Raw genomic sequence first — 14,688 nt, forward strand, 5'->3', positions numbered from 1 at the left:
TTGCTTGCGAGGGGCGAACTGATTGCAGAGCTCGGGCACGGTGTGCCGCGGGAACGTGCTTGTATGTCCGCCGCTGTTTGAAACGTGAATCCGCATCCTCTTCTGCTGTCGTCCCGGGCAAGCCGCGACGCGCGACAGCGCTTCGCGGCGCCGACCCGGGACCCATACTCCGCGGCGGATGTTGCGTGCGAGCTAGCCAACGCGCCTGCCCCAAACTACTCCCTGGGGTTATGGGTCCCGGCGTTCGCCGGGACGACAGCGGTGTTTGTTGATGCAGCTCACCACCTCGCAAACATCAAGACGCCAGCTGCCGCGAGGCTGGCTTGCGCTCGATCGGATGAATGTCGATGCCGCGCAAGCGGCCGAGCCGCAGCACATCCATCGCGAGCGTCCGATCGATCCGGTCGCGGTCGAGCACCCGGATCAGGTCGTCGACACCGTTGATCTCGACGCCGTCGAGCCTGATCACGACGTCGCCCGGCAACAGGCCGGCGCGCGCCGCCGGACTGTCCGGCTCGATCTGCATCAGCAGCGCGCCCATCTTGTTCTCCACGCCGGCCAACACCGCGTGCCGCCGCGGGACCGGCGCGGTCTGCCCGGAGACGCCGATATAGGCGCGGCGGACATAGCCGTGACGGATGATCTCCGACAGCACGAACTGCGCAGTGTTGCTGGCGACCGCAAAGCAGATGCCTTGCGCGCCCTGAATGATGGCGGTGTTGATGCCGATCACCTCGGCCGCCGACGACACCAGCGCGCCGCCGGAATTGCCGGGGTTGAGCGCCGCATCGGTCTGGATCACGTCCTCGATCATGCGTCCCGAGACCGAACGGATCGAGCGGCCCAGCGCCGAGACGACGCCGGCGGTCACGGTCGATTCGAAGCCGAGCGGGTTGCCGATCGCGACCACGAGCTGACCGCGCCGCAGCTTCTTGGAGTTGCCGAGCGCAGCATAGCGCAAGTCGCGCGCATGATTGGCACGCAGCAGCGCCAGATCCGTATCCGGATCGACGCCGAGCACCTGCGCATCGGTGATAACGCCTTCGGTGTCTCGCAGCCGGATCGCTTTGGAGCTGCCGACCACATGGCTGTTGGTCAGCACCAGGCCGTCCGGCGAGATCACGATCCCGGAACCGAGGCCGCCGCGCTCACTGCGACTGCCCGCTTTCGGGCCGGTCTCGACACGCACGACCGCGGGTCCGACACGTTCGGTGACGTCGATGACGGCATTGGAATAGGCGTCCAGCAGCGCCTGATCATCGGCGGGCGACGCGTCAGACGCTTGCGCCGGCGACACTCCGCCGCCGGCGACATCAGAGGTAAAGTCCAACATGGCGATTTTTCCTTCGCCACATCAGATGGGTAAGTGCCAGCTCTCGTGCAAGAGACGACTTTGGTCGCGGCGAGCACAGTTCGGTCACGACCGCATGATGCGTGCTGCGAGGTAGAGCTCGATCAACCGGCGCGTCTCATCGAGCACGTCATCGGCGGCCCATTCCGCATTGACCGCGATCACCTTGACAAGGCCCAGCAGCATTTTGGCTCTGAGTTCGATCTCCGCCGGCGCCAGATCCGGGTTGGCGGCGCCGACCACCGCGCCCAGCCAATCCAGCATCAATGCACGAATGCGCTCGCGCTGGGCGCCAGTGTTGCTGCGCGCCTCGACCAGATTGACGGCCGCGGCGCGGTCGTCGGCACGAGCAAGCATTGCATCAAAAATGCCCCCCGCCAGTTCCGCCGCGGACAGCGTGGACGCGCGGTCGGCCAATTCCGATAGATCGTGGTCGAGGCGTTCGCCGTAGCGGGCGAGCAGTGCATCGGCCAACAGCTCCTTGGTCGGAAAAAAGCGATAGAGCGATCCGATCGCGGTGCCGGACCGCGCTGCGATCTCCGTCATGGTCACCGCGTCGTAATCCCGCTCCGCGAACAGCGCGGTGGCGGCATCCAGGATGACTGCGACGCGCAGATGCCCCCGCTGCCGCGTGGGCTGCGCCGCCGGCGGGATCGCTCTTGAATTTTGCGAGGACATCCTCAACTATCCTATTTGAGGGTTTCCTCAAATATAACCCATCCGTCCCGGCGGTCACCCCCTCCGATCACCGGACCAGCAGAAAGCCGCGCCGTCATGATCAAACTCGACCCGAAAACGACCGCTCTGGTCCTGATCGATCTCCAGAACGGCATTGTCGGCCTACCGCTTGCGCCTCGGACCGGCCCGGACGTCGCGCAGCGCAGCCGCGAGATCGCTGGTCGCTTCCGGGTCGCCGGATCACCGGTCGTACTGGTCAACGTGGGCTTTGCCGCCGATTTCGGCGACGCACTGTCGCAACCGGTCGATCAGCCAATGGGCCGGCCCGAAGGTAGCCTGCCGCACAATTGGAGCTCATTGGTTGATGGCCTCAAGGAGGCGGGCGATCTCACCATCACCAAACGGCAATGGGGCGCGTTCTACGGCACCGAGCTCGATCTGCAGCTGCAGCGCCGCGGCGTGAAGACGATTGTGCTTGGCGGCATCGCGACCAATTTCGGCGTGGAGTCCACCGCGCGCCAAGCCTGGGAGCACGGCTATGCCGTCGTCATCCCTGAAGATCTCTGCACCAGCGTGTCTGAAGAGCTGCACCAGATGGCAGTGCGCAACATTTTCCCGCGCATCTCGCGCGTGACCCGAAGCGATGATCTCGCCTTCGCCGCCTGAGCGGTCCACGCCTGGCAAGAAAAAATCCATCACGGCGAGTTCGCTCGCCGTGATGGATCGATGGTCGAATGTGGCGCGTGCACCTTAAGCGCGACGGATCAGTCCGCCGCCCCCGTGACCTTGCCGCGCACGGTCTTCACCGTATCGGCCGTCACTGGCGAAGCCGCGTTGCCCCAGCTGTTGCGGACATAGGTGACGACAGCCGCGATCTGCTCGTCGCTCAGCCGGTAGCCGAACGACGGCATGGTTGGAGCGGTCGGATGCGTCGCGGTCGCTGCCCCCTGCCCGCCGGTGACCACGATGTGGATCAGCGAGGCCGGATCGTCCTGGGTCGCGATCGTGGCGCCCGCGAGCTTCGGGAACACGTTTGGAATGCCCTCGCCGCTGCGGACGTGGCAGGCCGCGCAGGTGTCGACAAAGATCGCCTCGCCGAACTTCATCCGGCTGTCGCTGGCGGCGACCGGACTCGGCGCCGACGGACCGGCTGCGCCGCGCTCCTTCAGGTACACCGCCATCGCCTTCAGGTCGGCATCCGGCAATTTGGCGGTTGAGTTCTCGACCACGTCCTTCATCGGACCCGAGGCGATCACGCCGCGCGCCTGTCCGGTCTTGAGATATTGCACGATCTCCTCGACCGACCATTTGCCGAGCCCCGCCTGCGCATCATTGGTGATGTTGGGCGCGGTCCAGTTGTCGACCACCCCACCCTGCAGATAGCGATCGGCCTTGTTGGCGCCGAAGGCGTTCAGCGGCGTGTGGCAGGCGCCGCAATGGCCGAGACCTTCGACCAGATAGGCGCCACGGTTGTACTCCTCCGATTTGTTGGCATCGGACTTGAACTCGCCGGGCGTGAAGAACAGCCCGTTCCACACCGCCATCGAGCTGCGGATGTTGAACGGGAACGGCAGCGTGCTGCGGTTGACGCTGTTCGACACCGGCTCGAGCGAACGCAGATACGCGAAGATCGCGTCCGAATCCGCCCGCGTCACCTTGGTGTAGTAGGTGTAAGGAAACGCCGGATACAGCCGCGTCCCGTCGGGACGCCTGCCGTCGTGCATGGCGCGGGCGAAATCGTCGGCGGTCCAGCTGCCGATGCCGGTCGTGCTGTCGGGCGTAATGTTCGGCGTCATGATGGCGCCGAACGGAGTCTGCAAGGCGAGCCCGCCGGCGAACGGCGTGCCGCCCGGCGCGGTATGGCAAGCGACGCAGTCGCCGGCCGTGACCAGCGCCTTGCCGCGCGTGATCTCGACCAGATTGTCGGGATCGGCCAGCGCCGCACCGGGGGCGACGAGCAAGGCCAGCGCCAGCAGAGGACGCAGCCGGGAGCGCCGCTTGGTAGCGTCTTTCTTCACGATCGAGCTCATTGCTGCACCAGTGCCCCAGGCGATTTCAGATATTTGTTCTGGATGGCGTCGAGCGCCCAATAGGTCAGCGCGCCGACAGTCCCGGTCGGGTTGTAGCCGGCGTTCTGCGGGAATGTGCAGGCACCCATGACGAACACGTTGGCCACGTCCCACGACTGCAGATAGCGGTTGACCGCGCTGGTCTTGGGATCAGCGCCCGTCACCGCGCCGCCGGTGTTGTGCGTGCTCTGATAAGGCACGACGTTCCAGGGCGTGGTGAGGCGGTTGAGCTGAGTCGTCTTGGCGCCCATCGCCTTGGCGATCTCCTCGCAACGCTCGGCCATCCAGTTGGCCATCTTGATCTCGTTCGGCTGGAAGTCGAACGTCATGCGCATCAAGGGCCGTCCGAGCTGATCCTTGTAGGTCGGATCGAGGTCGAGATAGTTGGCGCGGTAGCTCATCACGCTGCCCTGCGCGCCGACATTGGTGACGCGCTGATAGGTGTCGCGCACCGCCTTCTTCCAGGCGGAGCCCCAGGTCGGGGTGCCGCGCGGCGTCGGGCGATACATGATCGGCCGGCCGTTGGTGTAGGCATTGGTGATCGAGGCGCCGCCGACGAAGCCGTGCGGACCGTGATCGAAATTGTCGCTGTTGTAGTCGTCGAGTGCTGCGCCAAGCGATCCGGCCGCCGCGAACGGGTTGAAGTTGACGTTCTCGAAGAACGCCGTTGCGCCCGATCCGGTCTGATAGGCGTAGTTGCGGCCGACCACACCTTCGCCGCTGCTGAAATCATACGGCTTGCCGATGCCCGAAAGCAGCATCAGCCGCACGTTGAACAGGCCATAGGCGCAGAGCAGCACGAGGTCGGCGGGCTGCTCCCACTCCTCGCCATTGGCGTCGATATAGGTGACGCTCTTGGCCATCTTGCCGTCACCGCTGAGGTTGACCTTGGTCACCTCGCATTCGGTCCGCGCCTCGAAATTCGGCTCGCGAACCAGCGCCGGCAGCACGCAGGTCTGCGGCGACGATTTCGAGTAGTTCGAGCAGCCGAAGCGTTCGCAGAAGCCGCAATAGGTGCACGGCGCCATGCTGCAGCCGTACGGGTTGGTGTAGGCTGTCGAGAGGTTCGCCGACGGCCGCGGGAACGGGTGCAGGCCCATGCCGCTTGCTGCTTTCGTGAACAGCTCCTGCGAATAGCCCTGCTTCATCGGCGGGGTCGGATATTCGCGCGAACGCACGCCCTCGAACGGATTGCCGCCGGGCTGGACCTCGCCCTTGAGATTGCCGGCCTTGCCGGAGATGCCGAGAACATATTCGAACTTGTCGTAGAACGGCTCGAGCTCGTCGTAGCTCATCGGCCAGTCCTGGATCTGATTGCCTTCAGGCAGGAAGCCGGCACCATAGCGCTCGGTCAGGTGGCTGCGGATGCGAAGGTCGTCGGGAAGGAAGCGCCAGGTCTGACCATTCCAGTGCGACCCGGCGCCACCGACGCCGTTGCCCGGCAGGAAGCTGCCCCAGCGGCGGATCGGCAGCGCGGCCTGCGACGAGTTGTTGCGCATGGTCAGCGTTTCCTGCCGCGGGCGCAGGAAGATGTCGTGGCGGACGGCGTAGCGCAGCTCGTCGGGGGCGGTACCGATGTTGAAATCGGTGGCGGTGTCGCGCCAGGGGCCGCGCTCGATCGCGACCACCTCGAGGCCTGCGCGGGCAAGCTCAAGCGCCATGATCGAGCCGGTCCAGCCGAGACCGACGATCGCAACATCCTTGCGTGGAAGACGGCGGGCCATATCAGCGTTCTCCCCAGGCCTGGCGGCCCTGCATGCTGACCGGAGGCAGCGTGTACGGTTTGTTCGGATTGTCGATCACGTCGCGGAAATCGTAGCGGACGCCGGGGAAGCCGATCAGCTTCCAGCCCGCCATGTCCTTGTTGCCGCCATAGATCGGATCGGCGAAGAAGCCCTCCATGGTGTTGGCATAGACGGCGTTGAACAGCATGCGGCTGGAAAAGCCCTCGAACTTCACGTCGCCCTTCTCCATGCCGGAGAGCAGCTTCTCCTTCTCCTCATTGTTGAGGTCGGTGAAGCCGCGGCCACCGAAATTGGCCTTGCAATAGGCTGATAGCGCCGCAAGTCCCTGACGATATTGCTGGCGCGGCGTCAGCGGCGATTGCAGGCCCTGCGTCGGCAGCGGGTTGGAGGAGAATGGCCCCTGCATATAGAGCCAGTCATGCCCGCCATAGGGACCGGTCAATTGCCGGTCGATGAAGGTGGTGACACCGGCTTCCTTGGCGCCCGGCCCGAGCTCGTCCGCCGGAATCAGGCGGTCGACGATGGCGTCGACGACGGCGGCTTCATCCGCCGTGAAGAACAGCCAGCCGCCTGGGACCACTGGCGTGACCGGATAGACTTCGTTCGGACGCCACGGAAGCACCTTGGTGACCACCTTTGCGGTCGCACCAGATGTCGTAATCAACAGCGCAGCGGTTGCGAGCAGGCTCCGGCGTGACATGCCGGCATGCTTCGGCTTCTCCGTTGACGGCGCAAATTTGGCGCGCATCAACGAACGATCGTCGGTTTGCATCATCTGACCCCCAGCCGGGCCTCGATGGATGGCCCGGTCGTGACGCCTTCTTTAGACGGATTCGTAAACAAATCTGTTGCGAACCGAATGCAATTCACTCATGGCGCTCTGCGCCCTAACGCCGCGCGCCCGACAAGGTGCACACACTGCTGCCAATCAGTTCCAGATTCCGGGGCTACCCGTTGGGCAACGGCATCCTGAGATTCAAGCGCGCCGGATTCATCGGTACCGCTACAACCGCCATGATGCAGCGGTTGATTTTGCGACATTCCGATGTGCTAGGAGTACTGCCGGCAGAGACCAATGGGGGACGGAATGCGTGCGCGGAGCCGGCTTGTTGCATTTTCTTTGATTTTCAGCTTGCTGGCCGCGGTCGACCCGGCCGCAGCTGCAAGTGCAACGATAAGGGACGGCGACACCATCCAGCTTGGTGACGTCGTGTTTCGGCTCGATGGCATCGACGCGCCCGAATTGGACCAGCTCTGCATCGACGACCACGCCGATTCCTGGAGCTGTGGCGTCGAGGCGCGGGACCAGCTCGTCAAGCTGATCGGCGGCCGCTCCATCCGTTGCGATGATCTGGGTGCGGACAAGACGCGGAGGAATCGGCGCATCGGCGTCTGCACCGTTGACGGCGATACCATGAGCCTTAACCAGCAGATCGCCCGTGCCGGCTATGCCGTGAGCGCCGAGCCCGCGGCGAAGATCCACGTCAAGGACGACGTGGCCACCGCCAAGGACGGCGCGCGGGGTATCTGGAAAGGCTGCCTCGTTGCGCCAAGCGAATTCCGCAGCGACAAGAAGGACGGCCCGCTGCTCGGCGCCGCCTGCCGCGCCGACCGCGACCGCGAAATCCGCGCGGTGCTGTTCCCCGATTCGCCCACGATGCCGCCGAACTGCAGCATCAAGGCGAAATTCGCGGTGCGGGCGCGGCTCACCGGCAATGTCGGCGTCTACCATCTGCGCGGCTGTCCGAGCTATCCTGCCCTGGACAACCCGGACCGCTGGTTCTGCTCGGAGGATGACGCCCGCGCTGCCGGCTTCCGCCGCGCCTTCAACTGCCGGGCGCCGAAGAGCAAGTAGTTTTCGGCGAGGCATCGTCTAGGGTGGGCAAAGCGGCGGCCCTGGGCGCCACGTGCCCGCCGACCAGTCGCGCGAAGACGGTGGGCACGCTCCGCCTTGCCCACCCTACGCTTTTTGCGGATTTTTAGCGCTGCATCTGCATCAGCTGATCCATCGGCATCATGTTGTGATTCAGATGCGACATGATCCAGAACGAGCCGCCGACCACGAGAAACACGATCAGCAGACCGAAGGCGAGAGCCAGCACGTTGTTGGTGTTGTCCGGCCCGGTCGTGATGTGCAGGAAGAACACGAGGTGCACGCCCATCTGCGCGATCGCGAGCACGATCAGCGCGACGGGGATTGACGGCTGCCAGACCAGGTCCGTATTGGCGATGAAGAACGACGTTGCTGTCAGCAGCAGTGCAAGCCCGAGGCCGATGACATAGCCGAGCACGCGCGAGCCCAGGTTGACAGATTCCTCTTCTCCCGGTGCGAGGTCGCCGTGATGACCGTGAGCCTCGTGATACGCATGTTCGCTCATGCCGCGGTCCCCATGAGATAGACGACGGAAAAGACAGCCACCCAGATGATATCGAGCGCGTGCCAGAACAGCGCAAAGCAGAGAATGCGGCGCTGGATGTCGGCACGGAAACCCTTGGCGACCACCTGGGCCATCATGGTCAGGAGCCAGAGGATGCCCGCACTGACGTGCATGCCATGGCAGCCAACCAGCGTGAAGAAGGCGGACAGAAACGCGCTGCGGCTCGGTCCGTCACCGCGTCCGACCAGATCGATGAACTCGCGCACCTCCAGCACAAGAAAACCGGCGCCGAGCACGGCGGTCACCGCCATCGCGATCTGAAACCACCATGCGTTGCGCATGTCGGCGGCGATGCTCGCCATGCCGCAAGTGAAGCTCGACAGCAGCAGCAGGATGGTCTCGATCGCCACGTTCCTCTGGTCGAACAGCTCCGCCGCGCCAGGACCGTCCGCCGTCTGCCCCACCAGTACAGAATAGCTTGCGAAGAAGCAGGAGAACATCACGATATCGGAGAGCAGGAAGATCCAAAAGCCGAATCCTGTCACGATCCGCTTCGACGCCGGCCCTTCGTGCTCGGTGACGTGCAGTTGATGCGGATCGACGCCGGCTCGGACGCCCTCAACCGTCGTCACTGACATCCCGACACTCCAGCTGATTGGCGACAGGCATGAGTTCAGCGGACATTGCGGGCTCCGCCTTCCGGCCGCACCTCGCGCGCTGTCATCTGCGGCCCTGGCGCCGGCGCGATCTTCTGGGTCGCGATCTTCCCGAACAGTTCGGGGTCGTCGAGCCGATAGGTCTTCGGCGTCTTCTCGATCGACTGTTCTGCAAGCGTCTTGTAGGCGGTCTCGTCAAGCACACCGGTGCTCTTCGCGGCGGACTGCGCCCAATCCGAGAACGCGACTTGCGACACCACATGGGTATCGAACATCATCTCGGGAAAGCCGTCGCCGCTGAATTGCGATGCGAGGCCCTTGAAGGTCCCCTCTTCGTCCGCGCGCAAGTCGAGCCGTGTGACCATGCCGTTCATGGTGTAGATCATGCTGCCGAGCTGCGGGATGAAGAAGGCGGTCATCACGCTTCCCGATGTGAGCTCGAGGTGCAGCGGCGAACCGACCGGCACGGTCAGATGATTGACGGTTGCAATCCGCTGATCCGGATAGAGGAACAGCCATTTCCAATCGAGCGAGACGACCTGGATGCGGATCGGCGCTCCAGTGCCCGCCACCGGATTGCCGGGATCGAGTTGATGCGAGCCGATCCAGGCAACGCCCCCAAGCAGGATGATGGTGAGCGCCGGGATCGACCAGACCACCATCTCGATGCGGCCCGAATACGCAAAGTTCGGCAAATGTTCGGCTCTGCTGTTGGACGCGCGATACCAGAACGCAAAGATCAAAATCGCAATGATCGTCGGGATGATGATCGCGAGCATGATCGCGACCGAGTCGATCAGGAGGGTCTTTTCGGCTGCCGCGATCGGTCCCTGCGGATCAAAAATGTTCATGCGTACGCGATTCCCGCGGCCAACCCCGCCGACAAACGTGCTGGCGCGTTGCTGGTTCCTATGGGTCTCTGAGACGGGGCCCATTCGGTCGGCCCGGCAGAAAAATCGATGTGAGGGAACGGAATAGAAGCGGGCCGTCCACGTCATTATCCGTGACACCCGACGCGGAGTTTGAAATGCCGAGCCCCCTCCCGCATCCGACACGCCCGCCGCGATTTCGCCGCCCGCCAGGCAAGGCCGCCGGCGCACGATCCGCAAAAGCTCACCTGAAGTAATCCCGGAGCCGATCCATGTGGCGTTGTCTCAGGCCCACTCCCAGACATGCGATCTTTGCGGTGCGCGTCCTGATCGCGTTCGCGATCCCTCCGTTCGCGTTTGCGCATGAAGCCCATCCCGACCATGCGGTTGCCGCCTCGACTGAGGAGCGCGCATTCCTCGACGAAAACGACGCTGCGATGACAAAAATGATGAACGGGATGGCGGCCAAACCGTCCGGCGACATCGATCGCGACTTCACCGCCATGATGATCCCGCACCACCAGGGCGCGATCGACATGGCCGTGCTCGAACTGCGCTACGGCAAGAACGAGCAGCTCAGGCGCATCGCGCAGGAGATCATTGTCGATCAGTTGCAGGAGATCGCCGCCATGAAGCTTGCGATCGGCGAAAGCGTCACCGAGACCGCGCCGGCCCCGACCCAGCCCGCGCCTGCGGCAGCCGCCGCAACAGCTCCCCACCACTCCGACATGCAGATGAACATGTCGCCCGATCAGATGAAATAGGAGCCAATGATGAACGTCCTGAAGAGCGCATTTCTTGCCGGCACCGTATTGGCGCTTTGCCCTGCCGCCTGGGCCGGACAGGCGCCGGGCGCCCTCGCCACGCCCGACATTCCGGTCAGTCATCACGACCGCGTCTATGCCGCCGAACAGTTCTCCAACACGGTCTCGGTCACCGATCCCGTCGACAACAAGCTGCTCGGCGTGATCAAGCTCGGCGATCCGCAGCCGGCGAATTTCAGCCCGCTCTATAAGGGCCAGGTGCTGGTGCACGGCATGGGCTATTCCCCGGACCACCGCACGCTTGCCGTGGTCTCGATCGGCTCGAATTCCGTGACCTTCATCGACACCGCGACCAATTCGGTGGAGCACATCACCTATGTCGGCCGCTCCCCGCACGAGGCCTTCTTCACGCCCGACGGACGCGAGGTCTGGGTCACCGTGCGCGGCGAAGACTATGTCTCGGTGATCGACGCCAGGACCTTCGACGAGAAGACCCGCATCAAGACGGCGAACGGTCCCGGCATGCAGATCTTCTCGCCCGACGGCAAATATGGCTACGTCTGCTCATCCTTCACCCCGGAGACGGCGGTGATCTCGGTTGCCGAGCACAAGATCATCGCCAAGGTGAAGCAGGAAAGCCCGTTCTGTCCGAACATCGCGGCGACGCCGGATGGCAGCCAGGTCTGGTTCACGCTGAAGGATGTCGGCCGCACCCAGGTGTTCAATGCCAAGCCGCCGTTCAACCTGCTCAAGACCATCGACACCGGCCCGATCACCAATCACGTCAACTTCGCGCACACTTCGAAGGGCACGTTCGCCTATGTGTCGGTGGGTGGCCTGAACCAGGTCAAAGTGTTCCGTACCGATGACTTCTCGGAGGTCGCCACCATTCCGGTCGGCAATCTGCCACATGGCGTGTGGCCATCCGCCGATGGCAGCCGAATCTATGTCGGGCTGGAGAATGCCGACGCGCTGGCCACGATCGACACCGCCACCAATACGATGATTGCCAACGTTCCGATCGGACAGGCGCCGCAGGCCATCGCCTATGTGCCGAATGCCGCACCTGATGCGGACAATCGACAGAATTTGCAGCCGCTCGGCCTCGGCGGCCAGGTCGCGCACCTGACGCTCAGCCCGAAGGACGGCGCCAAAGGCAGCAACGCGCCGACCAGCGTGTCGCTGTTCGATCAGGGCCTGATCCAGATCCTGCAGGCCTCGGTGACGGGACTGCAGCCAAAGCAGAAATATGTGCTGGCGCTTGCCGACCGCGCTGATGGCGGCGGATCGCTGCAACCGCTGTCATCGTTCATGACAAATCCGGCGGGATCGGCGATCGTCAATGCGGCCGGTCCGATCCGCCAGATCATAACGCAGCCGCAAGGCGCCGAGCGGCGCTATCTGGTCATCGCAGCGGGCGATCCGGCCACTCCGGGCGCCGTGGTGCAAATCCAGGGCGAGTAAGCAGGTGAAGGTGGCGGAGCTTGGCTCGATGGAACAGATGCTGCGGGAAGTCGAGCCGCTGATCCCGGCGCTCCGCCGCTACGCCAGGGCGCTGGTGCGCGACCGCGCCGGCGCCGACGACCTGGTGCAGGATTGCCTGGAGCGGGCGATCAGCCGCTGGTCGCAACGCCGCGAAGGCGAGGTCCGCGCCTGGCTGTTCACGATCCTGCATAATCTTGCAATCGATCGCTTCCGCCAGATCAAGACGCGGGGGGCTCATGTCTCGCTCGACGAAACGCCCGAGAGCGAGTTCGGCGAGGCCGCCGCACAGGACCAGAAACTGATGTATCAGGAGGTCATGAACAAGCTCGCGACGCTGCCCGAGGACCAGCGCGCCGTGCTGCTGCTCGTGGCGGTCGAAGACCTCTCCTATGCCGAAGCAGCAAAGGTCCTCAATGTTCCCGTCGGCACCGTGATGTCGCGCCTGTCGCGGGCGCGCGAGCGGCTGCAGCGGGAGATCGAGGGACCAGCAACGCCGCTTGGAAACGTCGTGACATTTCGGAGCGTGAAATGAACCTGCGTCCGATCACGGAAGATGATCTCCACGCCTATGTCGACCATGCGCTTGCGCCGGAACGGCGCGCAGAGGTCGCAGCCTATCTGGAGAACCATCCCGATATCGCCAGGCGTATCGCCGGCTACGCCGATCAGCGGCAAATGCTGCGCGTAGCGCTGGCGCCGATTGCGGCCGAGCCGCTCCCCGCCGGGCTCAATCTCTCCCGCATGATCGAGGCGCGCACGCGCCGGCGCTGGCCCGTGCAATGGGCCGCCGCAGCGGTGCTGCTGCTCTGTCTCGGCGGCGTCGGCGGCTGGGTGGCGCGCAGCTCGCTGCAGCCCGCACCGGGCGGCCTGGTCGCGCTCGCGCAGGAGGCCTCGGACTCCTACCAGGTCTACGCGCCGGACCATGTGAGGCCGGTCGAGTTGCGCGCCTCGGACACGGCGCAGCTGACGGAATGGATTTCCAACCGGCTGCATCAACCGGTCAGAGTGCCGGACCTCGCAGGCTCAGGCTACCGGTTGATGGGCGGACGCCTGGTCCCGACGTCACACGGCCCGGCTGCGATGCTGATGTATGACGACGACCATGGTGACCGACTGGTGATGCTGACGCGGCCGATGAACAAGGCCGATCAGAACGCGCCGATGACCGCGCGATCGACGGGCGAAGTCACAGGTATCGTCTGGGCCGACGACGGCGTCGGCTACAGCTTGGTCGGGCGGGTGCCGACCCAATCCCTGCGTCCCATCGCCAATGAGGTGCGCAGGCAGGCGCGCACGATCTGAGCGCCGCGATGCGTTAGCGGCTGATGCGCCAGATCGTGCCGTTGCCGTCTTCGGAAATCAGCAGGCTGCCGTCGCGGGCGACCGTGACGCCGACCGGCCTGCCCCACACGTCGCGGTCGTTGATGACGAAGCCGGTGACGAAATCTTCATATTCGCCGGTCGGCTTGCCGTCCTTCAGGTGGATGCGGATCACCTTGTATCCGGTCCGCTTGGATCTGTTCCAGGAACCATGCTCGGCCGCAAAGGCATCGCCGCGATAATCGGCAGGAAACAGGCTGGCATCGTAAAAGGTCACGCCGAGCGAGGCCGAATGCGCCTGCAGCAGCACGTCCGGAATCGTGATCTTGCCCTTCAGATCAGTTCGCGCGCCCTCGTGTCGCGTATCCTGATTGTCACCGATATAGTACCAGGGCCAGCCATAGAAGCCGCCCTCCTTCACGCTGGTCACATAGTCCGGCACGAGGTTGTCGCCGAGACCGTCGCGCTCGTTGGTCGAGCACCACGGCATGCCTGTTGCCGGCTGGATCGCAAGGCCGACGCAGTTGCGGATGCCGGTGGCATAGAGCTTTTGGTTCTTGCCGTCGGGATCGAAGGCGAGCACGCCGGCACGATCGGTCTCTTCGCCCCAGGCGGCGCCGAGCGCATGCGCGCCCGCCCAAGCCGCGATCCCGCCCGGCGGCTCGCCCATCCCCTCCCCTGCATTGCCGGCCGAGCCGACCGAGACCAGCATGCGCGCCTCGTCCGGCGTGAACACGATGTCGCGCGTGGAATGGCCGTAGCCGGCGGGCAAGTTCGACACGACCGTCTCCGGTGCGCCGGACGCCTTCATGTCGCCGGCGCGGTAGGGAAAGCGCACCACGCTGCCTGTATTGGCGACATAGACCCATTGCGGATCCTTGGCTGGATAGAACGCGATGCCGAACGGATGACCAAGCCTGTCGGCGAAGATATCGCTTGCGCCCGGCTTCGCGCCGTCCTCGCTCGGGCGCAGCACGCGAATACGGTTGGCGCGCGTCTCCGCGACGAAGATGTCGCCATTCGGCGCCACCCGCATGACGCGCGGTCCGCTGAGATTCTCGGCGAACAGCGCGACCTTGAAGCCTTCCGGCGCCTGCGGCGTGACGGAAGCGGGCCGCGTCACCACGCGCGAGACATTGGCGGCCGATGGCGTTGCGCCCGGCTTCGGCAGGTCCTCAGGGCGGATCAGGCGGATCGTCCCGGGCACGTCGTTCTGCCAGCTGCCGAACGCATCCTTGCCCTTGAGCACAACGGGTTCGGCCGCGGCTGCTGCACCGATCACCAACATAAGTGCAGTCGCGAGAGCTGCGGTCGCGCCCTTGAGCATATCGTCCTCGCCAACACCGGTGGCCCTAGCTGGGTCCGTCAAGATG

15 protein-coding genes are annotated in these 14,688 nt (G+C 64.6%); 6 read left to right on the forward strand and 9 right to left on the reverse strand.

Annotated features, from left to right (window positions below; all coding sequences use genetic code 11):
- Window positions 1-295: 295 nt before the first annotated feature.
- A complete protein-coding gene (locus tag BRAS3843_RS20820; protein ID WP_008971003.1) occupies window positions 296-1,333 on the reverse strand; it encodes a trypsin-like peptidase domain-containing protein in 1,038 nt (345 codons plus the stop codon).
- An 84-nt stretch (window positions 1,334-1,417) separates the two neighbouring features.
- Entirely contained in the window at window positions 1,418-2,029 is a 612-nt protein-coding gene (locus tag BRAS3843_RS20825) for a TetR/AcrR family transcriptional regulator (protein ID WP_008971004.1), read from the reverse strand.
- A 96-nt stretch (window positions 2,030-2,125) separates the two neighbouring features.
- Here BRAS3843_RS20825 and BRAS3843_RS20830 point away from each other — a divergent pair, with 96 nt between their 5' ends.
- A complete protein-coding gene (locus tag BRAS3843_RS20830; RefSeq protein WP_008971005.1) occupies window positions 2,126-2,695 on the forward strand; it encodes a hydrolase in 570 nt (189 codons plus the stop codon).
- A gap of 98 nt (window positions 2,696-2,793) precedes the next feature.
- Here BRAS3843_RS20830 and BRAS3843_RS20835 read toward each other — a convergent pair whose 3' ends face one another.
- The 3 genes from BRAS3843_RS20835 to BRAS3843_RS20845 are packed head-to-tail and all read right to left on the reverse strand — an operon-like array spanning window position 2,794 to window position 6,591.
- Window positions 2,794-4,047: a cytochrome c gene (locus BRAS3843_RS20835; RefSeq protein WP_244425428.1), complete on the reverse strand. Its 1,254-nt coding sequence runs from the start codon at window positions 4,045-4,047 to the stop codon at window positions 2,794-2,796.
- A gap of 8 nt (window positions 4,048-4,055) precedes the next feature.
- Window positions 4,056-5,822 carry a GMC family oxidoreductase gene (locus tag BRAS3843_RS20840; RefSeq protein ID WP_008971007.1) on the reverse strand — a complete coding sequence of 589 codons (1,767 nt, stop codon included), beginning with the start codon at window positions 5,820-5,822 and terminating at the stop codon, window positions 4,056-4,058.
- A 1-nt stretch (window position 5,823) separates the two neighbouring features.
- Window positions 5,824-6,591 carry a gluconate 2-dehydrogenase subunit 3 family protein gene (locus BRAS3843_RS20845; RefSeq protein WP_244425430.1) on the reverse strand — a complete coding sequence of 256 codons (768 nt, stop codon included), beginning with the start codon at window positions 6,589-6,591 and terminating at the stop codon, window positions 5,824-5,826.
- A gap of 339 nt (window positions 6,592-6,930) precedes the next feature.
- Here BRAS3843_RS20845 and BRAS3843_RS20850 point away from each other — a divergent pair, with 339 nt between their 5' ends.
- The gene (locus BRAS3843_RS20850; RefSeq protein ID WP_008971010.1) at window positions 6,931-7,698 is read left to right on the forward strand and encodes a thermonuclease family protein; all 768 of its coding nucleotides are present in this window, start codon (window positions 6,931-6,933) and stop codon (window positions 7,696-7,698) included.
- Between the two features lie 124 nt (window positions 7,699-7,822).
- Here the strand turns inward: BRAS3843_RS20850 and cyoD are convergent, their stop codons facing one another.
- From cyoD to BRAS3843_RS20865, 3 genes are read right to left on the reverse strand one after another with little or no spacing between them, the layout of a single operon-like run.
- Entirely contained in the window at window positions 7,823-8,221 is a 399-nt protein-coding gene (gene cyoD, locus BRAS3843_RS20855) for a cytochrome o ubiquinol oxidase subunit IV (RefSeq protein ID WP_008971011.1), read from the reverse strand.
- Entirely contained in the window at window positions 8,218-8,859 is a 642-nt protein-coding gene (gene cyoC / locus BRAS3843_RS20860; RefSeq protein ID WP_008971012.1) for a cytochrome o ubiquinol oxidase subunit III, read from the reverse strand. Before cyoC ends, cyoD begins: the two co-directional genes overlap by 4 nt.
- Before the next feature lie 35 nt (window positions 8,860-8,894).
- Complete coding sequence (locus BRAS3843_RS20865) at window positions 8,895-9,728, reverse strand: cytochrome o ubiquinol oxidase subunit II (RefSeq protein ID WP_008971013.1); 834 nt, start codon at window positions 9,726-9,728, stop codon at window positions 8,895-8,897.
- Between the two features lie 290 nt (window positions 9,729-10,018).
- On the opposite strand from BRAS3843_RS20865, the gene BRAS3843_RS20870 reads away from it, so the two are divergent.
- The 4 genes from BRAS3843_RS20870 to BRAS3843_RS20885 are packed head-to-tail and all read left to right on the forward strand — an operon-like array spanning window position 10,019 to window position 13,297.
- Window positions 10,019-10,510 (forward strand): DUF305 domain-containing protein, encoded by a 492-nt coding sequence (locus BRAS3843_RS20870; protein ID WP_008971014.1) that lies wholly within the window; start codon window positions 10,019-10,021, stop codon window positions 10,508-10,510.
- 9 nt (window positions 10,511-10,519) lie between these two features.
- Window positions 10,520-11,974: a YncE family protein gene (locus BRAS3843_RS20875; RefSeq protein WP_139024937.1), complete on the forward strand. Its 1,455-nt coding sequence runs from the start codon at window positions 10,520-10,522 to the stop codon at window positions 11,972-11,974.
- 28 nt (window positions 11,975-12,002) lie between these two features.
- Window positions 12,003-12,527 (forward strand): sigma-70 family RNA polymerase sigma factor, encoded by a 525-nt coding sequence (locus BRAS3843_RS20880; RefSeq protein ID WP_085966984.1) that lies wholly within the window; start codon window positions 12,003-12,005, stop codon window positions 12,525-12,527.
- Window positions 12,524-13,297: an anti-sigma factor gene (locus tag BRAS3843_RS20885; RefSeq protein WP_008971017.1), complete on the forward strand. Its 774-nt coding sequence runs from the start codon at window positions 12,524-12,526 to the stop codon at window positions 13,295-13,297. Before BRAS3843_RS20880 ends, BRAS3843_RS20885 begins: the two co-directional genes overlap by 4 nt.
- A gap of 13 nt (window positions 13,298-13,310) precedes the next feature.
- On the opposite strand, the gene BRAS3843_RS20890 is transcribed toward BRAS3843_RS20885, so the two are convergent.
- Complete coding sequence (locus BRAS3843_RS20890; RefSeq protein WP_035982351.1) at window positions 13,311-14,642, reverse strand: PQQ-dependent sugar dehydrogenase; 1,332 nt, start codon at window positions 14,640-14,642, stop codon at window positions 13,311-13,313.
- Window positions 14,643-14,688: the final 46 nt, after the last annotated feature.

Origin of the sequence: Bradyrhizobium sp. STM 3843, from assembly GCF_000239815.1 — a bacterium.
Taxonomy (GTDB): domain Bacteria; phylum Pseudomonadota; class Alphaproteobacteria; order Rhizobiales; family Xanthobacteraceae; genus Bradyrhizobium.

What these genes read in the sequence shown, in the direction of transcription:
- BRAS3843_RS20820 (WP_008971003.1), bottom strand. Translation starts at nt 1,333, where the DNA reads ATGTTGGACTTTACCTCTGATGTCGCCGGCGGCGGAGTGTCGCCGGCG.
- BRAS3843_RS20825 (WP_008971004.1), bottom strand. Translation starts at nt 2,029, where the DNA reads ATGTCCTCGCAAAATTCAAGAGCGATCCCGCCGGCGGCGCAGCCCACG.
- BRAS3843_RS20830 (WP_008971005.1), top strand. Translation starts at nt 2,126, where the DNA reads ATGATCAAACTCGACCCGAAAACGACCGCTCTGGTCCTGATCGATCTC.
- BRAS3843_RS20840 (WP_008971007.1), bottom strand. Translation starts at nt 5,822, where the DNA reads ATGGCCCGCCGTCTTCCACGCAAGGATGTTGCGATCGTCGGTCTCGGC.
- BRAS3843_RS20845 (WP_244425430.1), bottom strand. Translation starts at nt 6,591, where the DNA reads ATGCGCGCCAAATTTGCGCCGTCAACGGAGAAGCCGAAGCATGCCGGC.
- BRAS3843_RS20850 (WP_008971010.1), top strand. Translation starts at nt 6,931, where the DNA reads ATGCGTGCGCGGAGCCGGCTTGTTGCATTTTCTTTGATTTTCAGCTTG.
- cyoD (WP_008971011.1), bottom strand. Translation starts at nt 8,221, where the DNA reads ATGAGCGAACATGCGTATCACGAGGCTCACGGTCATCACGGCGACCTC.
- cyoC (WP_008971012.1), bottom strand. Translation starts at nt 8,859, where the DNA reads ATGTCAGTGACGACGGTTGAGGGCGTCCGAGCCGGCGTCGATCCGCAT.
- BRAS3843_RS20865 (WP_008971013.1), bottom strand. Translation starts at nt 9,728, where the DNA reads ATGAACATTTTTGATCCGCAGGGACCGATCGCGGCAGCCGAAAAGACC.
- BRAS3843_RS20870 (WP_008971014.1), top strand. Translation starts at nt 10,019, where the DNA reads ATGTGGCGTTGTCTCAGGCCCACTCCCAGACATGCGATCTTTGCGGTG.
- BRAS3843_RS20875 (WP_139024937.1), top strand. Translation starts at nt 10,520, where the DNA reads ATGAACGTCCTGAAGAGCGCATTTCTTGCCGGCACCGTATTGGCGCTT.
- BRAS3843_RS20880 (WP_085966984.1), top strand. Translation starts at nt 12,003, where the DNA reads ATGGAACAGATGCTGCGGGAAGTCGAGCCGCTGATCCCGGCGCTCCGC.
- BRAS3843_RS20885 (WP_008971017.1), top strand. Translation starts at nt 12,524, where the DNA reads ATGAACCTGCGTCCGATCACGGAAGATGATCTCCACGCCTATGTCGAC.
- BRAS3843_RS20890 (WP_035982351.1), bottom strand. Translation starts at nt 14,642, where the DNA reads ATGCTCAAGGGCGCGACCGCAGCTCTCGCGACTGCACTTATGTTGGTG.